This window comes from Tateyamaria sp., from assembly GCF_059783535.1.
The window spans coordinates 1-12,295 of sequence record NZ_JBYNDP010000018.1; the positions used below are offsets into that span (position 1 = coordinate 1).

Genomic DNA, 12,295 nt, shown 5'->3' on the forward strand with positions numbered 1-12,295 from the left:
TCATGGATGGCAGCCAGCCCCGGGTGATCGAAAACGCAGAAGGCGCGCGGACAACCCCGTCCATCGTCGCATTCACTGAAAACGAACGACTCGTTGGCCAACCAGCCAAACGTCAGGCCGTTACCAACCCCGACAACACCATCTTTGGCGTCAAGCGCCTGATTGGCCGCCGCAATGACGACGCGGATCTGGCCAAGGACAAGAAAAACCTGCCCTTTGCCGTCATCGACGGCGGCAATGGCGACGCATGGGTCGAGGCACGTGGTGAGAAATACTCGCCCAGCCAGATCTCTGCCTTCATCTTGGGTAAGATGAAAGAAACGGCCGAGAGCTACCTTGGCGAAGACGTGACCCAAGCGGTCATCACTGTTCCTGCGTACTTCAACGACGCACAGCGTCAGGCTACCAAAGACGCAGGCAAGATTGCCGGCCTTGAAGTGCTGCGGATCATCAACGAACCGACAGCCGCCGCGCTGGCCTATGGCCTGGACAAGGAAGACAGCCAAACCATCGCGGTTTATGACCTTGGTGGTGGTACGTTTGACGTGACCATCCTGGAAATCGACGAAGGCCTGTTCGAGGTCAAATCCACCAACGGGGACACGTTCCTGGGTGGTGAAGACTTTGACATGCGGATCGTCAACTACCTCGCGGACGAGTTCAAGAAAGAGCATTCGGTCGACCTGACTGCCGACAAGATGGCGCTGCAGCGCCTGAAGGAAGCGGCAGAAAAGGCCAAAATCGAACTGTCCTCCTCCAGCCAGACCGAAATCAACCAGCCCTTCATCTCGATGGGGTCGAACGGTCAGCCACTGCACATGGTGATGAAGCTGACGCGCGCCAAGCTGGAAAGCCTGGTGGGTGACCTGATCAAGGCATCGATGAAGCCCTGCCAAGCCGCGTTGAAAGATGCGGGCCTGTCGGCTTCGGACATCGACGAGGTTGTTCTGGTCGGTGGTATGACCCGCATGCCGAAGGTGATCGAAGAGGTCACCAAGTTCTTTGGCAAGGAACCCCACAAGGGTGTGAACCCGGACGAAGTGGTTGCCATGGGTGCTGCCATCCAGGCCGGTGTTCTGCAGGGTGACGTAAAAGATGTCGTACTGCTCGACGTAACCCCGTTGTCGATGGGGATCGAAACATTGGGTGGTGTATTCACGCGCCTGATTGATCGCAACACCACGATCCCAACGAAGAAATCGCAAATCTTCTCGACGGCAGAAGATAACCAGAACGCTGTTACCATTCGTGTTTTCCAAGGTGAACGCGAAATGGCGTCGGACAACAAGATCCTGGGCAACTTCAACCTGGAAAACATCCCACCTGCGCCGCGCGGCATGCCGCAGATCGAGGTGACCTTTGACATCGACGCCAACGGCATCGTGTCTGTGGGCGCCAAAGACAAAGGCACCGGCAAGGAGCAGCAGATCACGATCCAGGCCTCCGGCGGTTTGTCGGATGAGGACATCGAACAGATGGTCAAGGACGCCGAGGACAATGCCGAGGCGGATAAGGAACGTCGCGAGCTGATCGAGGCGAAAAACCAGGCCGAAAGCCTCATCCACTCGACCGAAAAGTCGCTGGAAGAGCATTCGGACAAGGTCGATCCGACAACAGTCGAAGCGATCGAGCTGGCCATTGCCGCGCTCAAGGACGAGATCGAAACCGAAAACGCCGACAAGATCAAATCCGGCATCCAGAACGTGACCGAATCGGCCATGAAACTGGGCGAAGCGATCTACAAGGCAGCGCAGGAAGACGGCGACGACGAACCGCAGGCGGCTGATGAGCCTCGTGCGGACGAAGACGACATCGTCGATGCCGAATTCGAAGATCTCGACGACGACAAACGCGCCTGATTTTGGGCCTCAGAGGAACCAATCACGAGGCCGGCCACAAAGGGCCGGCCTCAGACGTTCCAGCAAAGGACATAATCCATGGCAAAACGTGACTATTACGACGTTCTTGGAGTCTCGAAAGGTGCATCCGCCGACGAGATCAAGAAAGGTTATCGCAAGAAAGCCAAGGAACTGCACCCTGACCGCAACGCGGACAATCCAAACGCCGAAGCACAGTTCAAAGAAGCGAACGAAGCCTATGACGTTCTAAAGGACGCCGACAAGAAAGCCGCTTATGACCGGTTCGGTCACGCAGCATTCGAAGGTGGCATGGGCGGCGGCGGTGGGCGTCCCGGCGGTGGCTTTGGCGGCGGCCAAGGCGACTTCGGCTCCGCCTTCTCTGACGTATTCGATGATCTGTTCGGCGACTTCATGGGCGGCCAACGCGGTGGCGGCGGGCGCCAACGTGCATCGCGTGGTTCTGATCTGCGATACAATCTGCGTGTCTCTCTGGAAGACGCGTTTGCAGGGCTGCAGAAAACGATCAACGTGCCCACATCCGTGCAATGCGACAACTGCTCGGGAACTGGAGCCGAGGGTGGATCCGAACCGACGACATGCCCGACATGCTCCGGCATGGGCAAGGTCCGTGCGCAACAAGGCTTCTTCACTGTCGAACGTACATGCCCGACCTGCTCTGGTCTCGGCCAGATCATCAAGGATCCATGCAAGGTCTGCTCGGGCGCTGGCCGTGTCGAAAAGGACCGTGCGCTTTCGGTGAACATCCCTGCGGGTGTGGAAACCGGAACGCGCATCCGTTTGGCTGGCGAAGGTGAAGCCGGGATGCGTGGTGGTCCATCGGGTGATCTCTACATCTTTATCGACGTGGCTGATCACAAGCTCTTTGAGCGCGATGGCACAAACCTATTCTGCCGTGTACCGGTGAGCATGGGAACAGCGGCATTGGGTGGATCCATTGAAGTCCCTACCATCGACGGGGGCCGTGGCCGTGTGCAAATCCCTGCTGGTTCACAGTCGGGTCGGCAGATGCGCCTGCGCAACAAGGGTATGCCCGCTCTGCGCGGTGGCGGTGCGGGTGACATGTTCATCGAATTGGCCGTGGAAACCCCGGTCAACCTGACAGCACGGCAAAAAGAGCTGCTGCGCGAATTCGAAGAGCTCTCGGAAGAGAACAACCCGGAATCGTCCAGCTTCTTTTCAAGCGTGAAATCCTTTTGGGATTCGATGAAGGGCTAAAGCCTTATGTAAGGCGGAGTAAACTCCGCCTTACCAGAACTCACCCTCCAGCACGTGGAAGAGAAACCTATGAAGCGGATCAAGATCCGCGTTACGGGAGCGTTGGTAAGGCGGACTTCAATCCCCCATCAACTCTTCTCAATCAACTTCCGAACCTTGGTTAATCCTTCGCTAACCTAAACTGCGACACTCTACGGGCATGTCGCATTTCGCAGAACAACCACTGCCTTTCGATCTCGACGAGGCCACACCTGTCCCGCTTCCCAAGGGACGTACACCATCCTACATGGCGGACCATCGCAAACGGCTGCGCACACGCTTTATGGATGGGGGCGCCACCGCTCTACCTGATTATGAGATGCTAGAGCTGGTTTTGTTTCGCGCCATCCCAAGGCAAGACGTCAAACCGCTCGCGCACACACTGATGGCCGAATTCGGCGATTTCAATCGCGTCATCACCGCCCCGGTTGAACGGTTGCGCGCATTCAAGCGTGTTGGCGATGCCGTCATTTGCGAGCTGAAAATCGTGGAGGCAGCCGCCCAGCGCATGGCGCGCGCCAAGGTGATGAACACGCAAGTGATCACCAGTTGGGATGCCTTGCTGGATTATTGTCACACGACAATGGCGCACAGGGAAACGGAGCAGTTTCGCGTTCTCTATCTTGACCGTAAGAACGTGCTGATCGCGGACGAAGAGCAGGCCAAGGGCACCGTCGATCACGTACCAGTCTATCCGCGCGAAGTGGCAAAACGGGCGTTGGAGTTGAATGCATCCGCGTTGATCCTGGTACACAACCACCCATCCGGTGATCCAACCCCCAGCCAGTCAGACATCGATATGACGGCCAAGATGGAAATGGCCTGTTCCGCCCTTGGGATTACATTGCACGACCACCTGATCGTCGGCAAAAGCCGCGAACTGAGCTTCAAGTCCGAAGGCTACCTCTAGCGCACCCACACCTCGACCCGCCGGTTTGCCTTGCGGCCCCAAGCGCTATCGTCGCACGCCATCGGCAGTGCTTCTCCAAACGCATCTACATCCAATTGGATACGGTCAAAATTTGCTGTCTCTGCCGCCGCTACAACTGCACGACGCACCGCATCAGCGCGGCGCAGGGCAATATCCCGATTTGCAGTTGCAGGACCGTCTCCATCGCTGAACCCAACCAACAGAACCTGTCGCGCGTCGTACTTGCCCTGCTCCATTGCCCGCGCCAGCTGCTGCACATTTGATCGCGACTGTGCATCCAAACGCACCGATCCAGCCTCGAAACGGAAGGAGGTCGTTAGGCGGGCCATGCCATAGAACGTACGCGTCATGCGCTGTAGCTCCTCGAGCGATATCTCGGGCCCGGCGGATGTCACGGCGTTGGCAAAGCGATATCCCTGATCGTTGATCGAAACCTCTTCTGGTGCCTGATCGACGAACCCGGCACGGCGAATGACCACCTGCGCGGACGGACCACGCGTAAAGGCCAGAAACTCTCGTCCGATTTTGGGCAAACGCCTCGCAGGCAAGTACAGAAACATCGGTGCGGTAAGTGGATAATCTTCTGTCTTGATGGTCTCCCGACCCGCAGACAGGGAAAACCCGCAAGCTCCCGTCAACGTAAGTGCACGCGCATTGCCGGTGTCAGCATAGCTGGCGATGCCAATGGCAAATGGGTCGGCCAAAACAGCATTCACGACATCCAAGCCGCGGTCATGGCGCGTGATCACATCCGCAAAAGTGGAGCGTGCGGGACCCATAACATCATCTTCGACCGATTGACCAAGCCCCGTCCGAGCGCCCGGCAGGTGCAACGAAATAGGGGCATTCGCTCCGCCGAGCTCCGCCCAGTTCGTGATTGTACCGGCAAAGACCGCGGCCAGATCCTGGGGAGAGATACGATCAACAGGGTTTGATGGGGCAACGATCGGCACCATGGCATCAAGCGCCAGCACGCGACTGCGGTTGGCTTGCGTCATGTCACCCATCCCGGCATCACGGGCAAGCTGGCGTTCGTCAGGCCGAATTTCACGCAAAGCCATAACGATGTCCGCATCATTGGCGAGTAGGTCCGCGAAACCCTCATCTGTCGTGGATACGTGAAAAAAGAAGCGCGCAACGGGCTTTCCGGTTTCTGTATCTGCCAACTCATAAACGAAGTTGCGCGCGTCGATCTCTTCCCGCTCAGCCTCGTAATTGTTGCGCAGCGCAAACCCTTCGATCAAGGCAGGCATCAGAACAGCGCCCATAGTGGATGAACCGGATACGCTGATCTCGGCCACAAAGTCCTGAAGGCTGGGGCAGGCGGGTCCATCGCACAGCACACCAGATCCGTCGACGGTTAGTTCACCATAGACGGTTTCAATGCGGTAGAACTCACCATCAAATCCCAGAAGCGTCCCGCTCAGTTCAACTTGCCCATCGGGCGACGTGAGCGTGACATCCTGTGCAAGAAGGACGGTTCCCCAAAAAGAAAGTGCGGCGAAAATCGCCGCACGTATCGAAGCCATGGTAAGCCTTTGTCGCTGCGGTCAGTTGCTGGCGACTTTCATGTCTGAAACCAAATTGTTCAACACCAGAAAACTGCCAACTGCGTCACAACCGGGCACGGCCAGGGTCAAATCCTGAGTTTTCATCTTGCCGCCGGTCATCATTTCCAGCGATTGCGCCTCAACTTCCAGCCCACAGTTGGCCGCGGTCACCTCGGCCTCAACGGTCAGATCAATCGTGCCGGACCGCGCCGATATTCCCGACGGAAAGGTATAAACTTCGGCCATCAAGGGTTCCAAAGACTGGCTATCGCCAAGACGAACGATGTATCCGTTCTTGCCATCGGTCATGCCGTCGGCGTTCTGAGCAACACCTGACCAGACATGGCCATCCTGCCCATAGTCGGCCCCGAATTCGCGAGCATGCAGTTCAAAACCTGCGCGCCCACGCCATTGCAAGGTCGTGCGCTCGTACTGTCCCAGGTCAGGCACGGTTGCTTGAGCGACCGCACCATCCCCGTTGGTCAAAGCAAGGATAAACACCGCCTGCTCGGTCAATGCCGGGACGGTAACAGTCAGTCCACCAGCAGAATCCGTTGTTTCGGTGAACATCATGCCGTTGTGGTGCACCGTCAGCCGTTCATTGACAGCACATGGCGCGTCCAAAGTCAGGGTGACCATGGCAGCTGGCTCTACCTGAGCATTTGCCGTGACTTTGCACTCTGCAGCCTGCGGAAGGATATCGGCACCCTCCAGCAATTCAGCAGTGGCAGGGGCCGAAACACGATGCACGAGACTGTCCACGCGTGGTACTGGAGTTGCAGCGGCATCACTGGCGGACGTCAGCTCGATCTCTTGAACCTCAAGAAGAATGTCCGCACTGGCGGTGCTACTAAGCTGTTTGCCGGACGGAATGATTGAAGACTGGGCTACCGGGCGGGCGACCGCACCATATCGTTCGCGCGCCGTCTCACCGCTTTGCATGACAAAACCGATACCGACTGCGATTGCCAGTGTCGCGATTCCGGTCGCGATTTCTTTTGTATGTCCCATCGTCCCATTCCCTTCCCACGGATTGGTTAAGAAAGGGATTCGCACAGCAACACGGCCAGGTTGTGACCGACCTTAGGACTCTTTGAGGCAGGAATGCGGCGGCTGGATCAGACCAGCGCGCCGTGGCAATGCTTGAACTTCTTGCCGGAACCACATGGGCAGGGTTCGTTCCGACCCGGATTTCCCCATGTGCTTGGATCGTTTTCATCAAAGCCGTTTTCGACCGCTTCGGCGGTTGGCGCAGGCGGTGCATTAGTCTCTGCCGCGTCTTGCACCTGTTGTTGCTGCGCCGCCATCTGGTTGAGCATCTGCTCACGCTCTTCATCGGTCAGTGGCCGAATGCGGGACAGCTTGTTGGTCACTTCAGTACGCAGGCTTTCGAGCATTGTTTCGAACAGCTGGAACGACTCGTTCTTGTATTCATTTAGCGGGTCACGTTGTGCGTAGCCGCGGAAGCCGACAACCGACCGCAAGTGTTCAAGCGTCAGAAGGTGCTCTCGCCATTTGCCATCAATTGCTTGCAGAATGAGCTGCTTTTCAATGCTGCGCATGCTCTCTTCGCCGAACGCTTCTGCCTTTTCAGCCATCAACTTGTCGCTGGCTTCGATCAGTCGTTCGCGGATCTGCTCATCATCCACGCCTTCTTCTTCGCACCAGGCCATCACAGGCACGTCGATCCCGAGGTTTTCGATCACGGCAGCATAGAGGCCTTCGGTGTCCCACTGATCGGCATAGCTTTTGGCGGGCATGTACTGATCAATAAGGTCATCAATAACCTCGTCGCGCATATCAGACGTGATTTCCGACAGGTCCTCGGCTTCCATGATCTCGCGGCGCTGGGTGAAGATAACCTTGCGCTGATCATTCATCACATCGTCAAACTTCAGCAGCTGCTTGCGGATATCGAAGTTGCGTCCCTCGACTTTAGCCTGCGCACGTTCGAGCGACTTGTTCACCCACGGGTGCACAATTGCTTCGCCTTCTTCCATCCCGAGGGTCTTGAGAACCTTGTCCAAGCGGTCGGACCCAAAGATGCGCATCAGGTCGTCTTCGAGGCTCAGATAGAATGACGTGCGACCCGGATCACCCTGACGACCGGAACGGCCGCGCAGCTGGTTATCAATGCGGCGGCTTTCGTGACGCTCTGATGCCAGAACGAACAGACCACCGGCGGAAAGCACCTTCTGCTTTTCGTCTTCGTGCTCTGCCTCAATCCGCTTGCGCACCTCTTCGGGATCGGCCTCGGGATCAGCGGTGATCGCCTCGAGTACTTTCATTTCGACATTGCCGCCAAGCTGAATGTCGGTGCCACGGCCCGCCATGTTGGTCGCGATGGTCACGGCGCCCAACTTGCCGGCATCCGCGATAATCTGCGCCTCTTGCTCGTGCTGGCGCGCGTTCAGAACATTGTGCTCAATACCTTGCGCCTTCAACGCCTCCGAAAACATCTCGGACTTGTCGATTGATGTGGTGCCGACCAGAACCGGTTGCCCTTTTTCATGGGCCGCCTTGATCTCATTGATCATGGCATTGTACTTTTCCTGCCCTGTACGAAAGACCTGATCGTCTTCGTCCACGCGCGCAATCGGTTTGTTGGTGGGGACTTCGACCACACCAAGTCCATAGATCGTCTGAAACTCTTCGGCCTCCGTCGCTGCTGTCCCAGTCATACCCGCCAGCTTGTTGTACAGGCGGAAATAGTTCTGGAAGGTTACCGACGCGAGCGTCTGGTTCTCGGGCTGAATTTGCACGCCTTCCTTGGCCTCGATGGCCTGGTGCAAACCGTCGGACAGACGGCGACCGGCCATCATACGCCCGGTAAACTCATCGATCAAAACAACATCACCGTTCCGAACGATGTAGTCCTTGTCTTTTTGAAACAGCTTGTGGGCGCGCAAACCCTGATTGACGTGGTGCACGATGGACGTGCTTTCTGGATCATAGAGCGACGCCTCAGGCTCGATCAGACCACGCACGCGTAATTGTTCTTCCAGAAACTCGTTGCCTTCGTCCGTGAAGGTGACGTTTTTCTGCTTCTCATCAAGGGTAAAGTGATCTTCCTCGATCAGGGGAATGATACTGTCGATGGTGACATACATCTCGGACCGGTCCTGCAGCGGGCCCGAGATAATCAGCGGTGTCCGCGCCTCGTCGATCAGGATGCTGTCGACCTCGTCCACGATGGCGTAGTTGTGGCCGCGTTGGACCATATCCTCGATCGTGGGCTTCATGTTGTCGCGCAGATAGTCGAACCCAAGCTCATTGTTCGTCGCATAGGTCACGTCGCACGCATAGGCTTCGCGCTTGGCATCCTCGTCCATACCGGCGATGGCTATACCAGTGGTCAGACCAAGGGCGGAAAACACCTTGCCCATCCATTCAGCGTCACGCTGCACAAGGTAGTCGTTCACGGTCACAACATGGACGCCCTTGCCGGTCAGTGCGTTCAGATATGTCGCAAAGGTCGCGGTCAGGGTTTTGCCTTCACCTGTCTTCTGCTCGGCAATATTGCCCTGATGCAGAAAGATCGCGCCAAGAAGCTGAGTGTCATAGGCGCGCAAACCAAGGGTCCGCTTGGCGGCTTCACGGCAGTTCGCAAAGGCTTCGGGCAGCAGGTCATCCAGACTTTCACCGCCCATGGCACGCTCTGCCAAAGCCTGCGTCTTATCCTTCAGCTCTTCGTCACTCAGCGCTTCAAACTCTGACTCGAGTGCATTGATCTTTTCGACCAGCGGACGCGCGCCCTTGACCTTGCGATCATTGGGTGTGCCAAACACCTTCCTGGTGAGAGTTCCGAAACCGAGCATGCGTTCTCCAGCCGATCAATTCATGTTGTGCAGCAATTGCTTGCCGGACGCGCGCCAAGCCCATAAATACGGTGGGCGAAAACCGGCCCGGGCCGCGTCCATAGGGCGATGTAAGGGTCACGCGAAACCGTGTCAATGCGCGCCTCAGGTGGGGCGCTAAAGCCCAAGGACTGTTCCATGAAAAAACGTTTCCTTTCCCTGCCAGCGCTTAGTCTGGTCGCCGCAATGGCGTTGCCAGCCGCTGCACAGGATGCAGACACGGTTGTCGCGACTGTAAATGGTACTGATATCACCGTTGGTCACATGATCGTGGCCCGGGCATCTCTGCCGCAACAATTCCAGCAACTGCCCAATGATGTGCTGTTCAGTGGCATCTTGGAACAGCTGATCAACCAGACGCTGCTGTCGCAAGCATTTGATGGCGAATTGCCCAAACGCACGGGCTTGCAGATCGAGAATGAAACGCGATCCCTGACCGCCGGCGAAGAACTGGAAAGCCTGTTTCAAGAGAAGCTGACGGACGAGGCGATCCAAGCTGCATACGACGCCAAATACGAAGGCGCTACGCCTCAGGAGGAATACAACGCCTCGCACATCCTTGTGGAAACCGAGGAGGAGGCAAAGGCGATCAAGGCCGAGATCGAGGGCGGCGCAGATTTTGCTGCAACAGCACGTGAAAAGTCGACCGGCCCATCGGGTCCTAATGGTGGTGAACTTGGCTGGTTCGGCAGCGGTGCCATGGTCCCCAGCTTCGAGGCCGCGGTCATCGCCCTAGAAGTGGGCGAAGTGTCGGACCCGGTGCAAACCCAGTTCGGCTGGCACGTGATCATTCTGAACGAAACCCGCACCCCGGACGCCCCCAAGTTGGATGACGTGCGCGAAGAGTTGACCGAAGAAGTGCGCACGGCCGCCGTTGAAACCTATGTTGCGGAATTGATTTCTGGTGCACAAATTGATCAATCAGGTGCGGCAGAAGTTGATCCATCGGTGCTATCCGACTTGACCCTGGTGGAATAATATATGGCTGGCACATTGCCGCGGTCGCCTCTTGCGCCCGATCACTTCCCCGATCTGCCACCCATTGACGGCGTGACCTTTGCAGCTGTCGCTGCGGGAGTGCGCTATTCCGGGCGCCTGGATGTCATGCTCGCCATGTGCGCGCCGGGCACGACCATTGCAGGAGTATTCACAAAGTCGTCTACTCGCGCAGCCCCCGTTTTGGACTGCCAGGCGAAGTTGGGAGAGCGAGGTGACGCGGGCGCTGCCATCCTGGTAAATGCCGGGAATGCCAACGCTTTCACGGGCCGAAACGGAACGGACGCCGTGGCAACCTTAGTTGGCGCAACGGCCAACGCGGCAGCCCTACCGGAAAGCCGCATCTTTACCGCATCCACAGGGGTCATTGGTGAGCCTCTGCCACATGACAGGATCACGGCACATCTGGCGAATTTGGTCAATAGCCAGTCACCCGCCGCGATTGGGGATGCCGCTGCAGCCATCATGACCACGGACACCTACCCAAAGGGTGCCACCCAAACGGTGACCGTCGAGGAGAAATCTGTGACAATCGCAGGCATCGCCAAAGGCAGCGGCATGATCGCACCAGATATGGCGACGATGCTGGTGTACATCTTTACAGACGCAAAGATCGAACAAGGGGATTTGCAAGCGTTGGTCGCTGATACCTCTGACCAAACCTTCAATTGCATTACCGTGGACAGCGATACGTCGACCTCAGACAGCCTGCTTGTTGCCGCAACCGGGACGAGCCGTGTGGATGTTACCGACAATGCCGACTTCGCGAACGCGCTCCATGCGGTCATGCTGGATTTAGCACACCAGGTTGTCCGTGATGGGGAAGGGGCGACAAAGTTCGTGGAAATTGAAGTGACCGGATGCGCGGATAAGGCAGCCGCCAAGACCCATGGTCTGTCCATCGCCAACTCGCCGCTTGTGAAAACAGCCATCGCGGGGGAGGATCCCAACTGGGGCCGGGTGGTCATGGCCGTCGGTAAATCCGGCGCTCCTGCAGATCGCGATACGTTGTCGATCTGGTTCGGAGATACTCTGGTGGCAGAGAACGGTTGGGTCAGTGCAACCTATCGCGAAGAAGACGCAGCCGCGCACATGAAGGGTGATCACATCCGCATTCGCGTCGACTGCGGCATGGGATCTGGAAACGCCACCGTTTGGACCTGCGATTTGACCCACGGGTATATCGACATCAACGCGGATTACCGGTCGTGAAAACCGTTCTTGTTTCTGCTGTCGCGCTGATTGACGTGGATGGCCGCGTATTGATTGCCCAGCGCCCTGAAGGAAAATCCATGGCGGGACTGTGGGAATTCCCGGGGGGCAAGGTCGAAACCGGGGAAACGCCAGAAGCAGCGCTAATCCGCGAATTGCAGGAAGAGTTGGGCATCAACACGTGGCAGTCCTGTCTGGCCCCTCTCACTTTCGCCAGCCACAGCTATGATGATTTTCATCTTTTAATGCCGCTTTTTGCCTGCAGGAAATGGGAAGGTACGCCGCAATCACAGGAAGGGCAGGCTTTAAAATGGGTCCGTGCAAAAGATCTGAAGGACTATCCAATGCCCGCGGCTGACCTGCCCTTGATCCCCATTCTCCGGGACTGGCTGTAACATCGGGTAACATTTTTCTTAAACTGTCAAAAAAAGTGACGATTTTGTAACATTGTTGATGACTTATTAACCTTCGCACTTATAGTTGAAGCATAACTTTCTTTTTGGGGAGGAAAGTCATGCTACGCACGATTGCTATGGGCAGCGCCATACTTATCCAGGGTATCTATGTCAGAACCCTACCGGACGGACGAGTGACTGTCAGAGTTGACGGAGCTCA

Annotated in this window: 9 protein-coding genes; 6 read left to right on the forward strand and 3 right to left on the reverse strand. The window is 57.0% G+C overall.

What is annotated here, in order from left to right; genetic code table 11:
• The first annotated feature begins 2 nt into the window (after positions 1–2).
• The 3 genes from dnaK to radC all read left to right on the forward strand — a co-directional run bounded on the left by dnaK (position 3) and on the right by radC (position 4,044).
• The gene (gene dnaK, locus AC6RA8_RS05810) at positions 3–1,859 is read left to right on the forward strand and encodes a molecular chaperone DnaK (protein ID WP_500351178.1); all 1,857 of its coding nucleotides are present in this window, start codon (positions 3–5) and stop codon (positions 1,857–1,859) included.
• A 78-nt stretch (positions 1,860–1,937) separates the two neighbouring features.
• Positions 1,938–3,095 carry a molecular chaperone DnaJ gene (dnaJ, locus tag AC6RA8_RS05815; RefSeq protein WP_500351179.1) on the forward strand — a complete coding sequence of 386 codons (1,158 nt, stop codon included), beginning with the start codon at positions 1,938–1,940 and terminating at the stop codon, positions 3,093–3,095.
• A gap of 199 nt (positions 3,096–3,294) precedes the next feature.
• Entirely contained in the window at positions 3,295–4,044 is a 750-nt protein-coding gene (gene radC / locus AC6RA8_RS05820) for a RadC family protein (RefSeq protein WP_500351180.1), read from the forward strand.
• Here radC and AC6RA8_RS05825 read toward each other — a convergent pair.
• The 3 genes from AC6RA8_RS05825 to secA all read right to left on the reverse strand — a co-directional run bounded on the left by AC6RA8_RS05825 (position 4,041) and on the right by secA (position 9,433).
• Complete coding sequence (locus tag AC6RA8_RS05825; RefSeq protein WP_500351181.1) at positions 4,041–5,594, reverse strand: substrate-binding domain-containing protein; 1,554 nt, start codon at positions 5,592–5,594, stop codon at positions 4,041–4,043. The two genes, radC and AC6RA8_RS05825, sit on opposite strands and share 4 nt — an antisense overlap.
• Before the next feature lie 21 nt (positions 5,595–5,615).
• Positions 5,616–6,626 carry a hypothetical protein gene (locus AC6RA8_RS05830; RefSeq protein WP_500351182.1) on the reverse strand — a complete coding sequence of 337 codons (1,011 nt, stop codon included), beginning with the start codon at positions 6,624–6,626 and terminating at the stop codon, positions 5,616–5,618.
• A gap of 107 nt (positions 6,627–6,733) precedes the next feature.
• Positions 6,734–9,433, reverse strand: a complete 2,700-nt coding sequence (secA, locus tag AC6RA8_RS05835; protein ID WP_500351183.1) for a preprotein translocase subunit SecA — start codon at positions 9,431–9,433, stop codon at positions 6,734–6,736.
• A 177-nt stretch (positions 9,434–9,610) separates the two neighbouring features.
• On the opposite strand from secA, the gene AC6RA8_RS05840 reads away from it, so the two are divergent.
• From AC6RA8_RS05840 to mutT, 3 genes are read left to right on the forward strand one after another with little or no spacing between them, the layout of a single operon-like run.
• The gene (locus AC6RA8_RS05840) at positions 9,611–10,450 is read left to right on the forward strand and encodes a foldase protein PrsA (protein WP_500351184.1); all 840 of its coding nucleotides are present in this window, start codon (positions 9,611–9,613) and stop codon (positions 10,448–10,450) included.
• A gap of 3 nt (positions 10,451–10,453) precedes the next feature.
• The gene (argJ, locus tag AC6RA8_RS05845) at positions 10,454–11,680 is read left to right on the forward strand and encodes a bifunctional glutamate N-acetyltransferase/amino-acid acetyltransferase ArgJ (RefSeq protein WP_500351185.1); all 1,227 of its coding nucleotides are present in this window, start codon (positions 10,454–10,456) and stop codon (positions 11,678–11,680) included.
• On the forward strand, positions 11,677–12,075 hold the full coding sequence (mutT, locus tag AC6RA8_RS05850) for an 8-oxo-dGTP diphosphatase MutT (protein WP_500351186.1): 399 nt from the start codon (positions 11,677–11,679) through the stop codon (positions 12,073–12,075). The genes argJ and mutT overlap by 4 nt, the downstream gene beginning before the upstream one ends.
• Positions 12,076–12,295: the final 220 nt, after the last annotated feature.

Bases quoted from the DNA above. Each gene is read 5' to 3' on its own strand.
- secA (WP_500351183.1), bottom strand. From the start codon at position 9,433: ATGCTCGGTTTCGGAACTCTCACCAGGAAGGTGTTTGGCACACCCAAT.
- dnaJ (WP_500351179.1), top strand. From the start codon at position 1,938: ATGGCAAAACGTGACTATTACGACGTTCTTGGAGTCTCGAAAGGTGCA.
- AC6RA8_RS05825 (WP_500351181.1), bottom strand. From the start codon at position 5,594: ATGGCTTCGATACGTGCGGCGATTTTCGCCGCACTTTCTTTTTGGGGA.
- AC6RA8_RS05830 (WP_500351182.1), bottom strand. From the start codon at position 6,626: ATGGGACATACAAAAGAAATCGCGACCGGAATCGCGACACTGGCAATC.
- AC6RA8_RS05840 (WP_500351184.1), top strand. From the start codon at position 9,611: ATGAAAAAACGTTTCCTTTCCCTGCCAGCGCTTAGTCTGGTCGCCGCA.
- radC (WP_500351180.1), top strand. From the start codon at position 3,295: ATGTCGCATTTCGCAGAACAACCACTGCCTTTCGATCTCGACGAGGCC.
- argJ (WP_500351185.1), top strand. From the start codon at position 10,454: ATGGCTGGCACATTGCCGCGGTCGCCTCTTGCGCCCGATCACTTCCCC.
- dnaK (WP_500351178.1), top strand. From the start codon at position 3: ATGGATGGCAGCCAGCCCCGGGTGATCGAAAACGCAGAAGGCGCGCGG.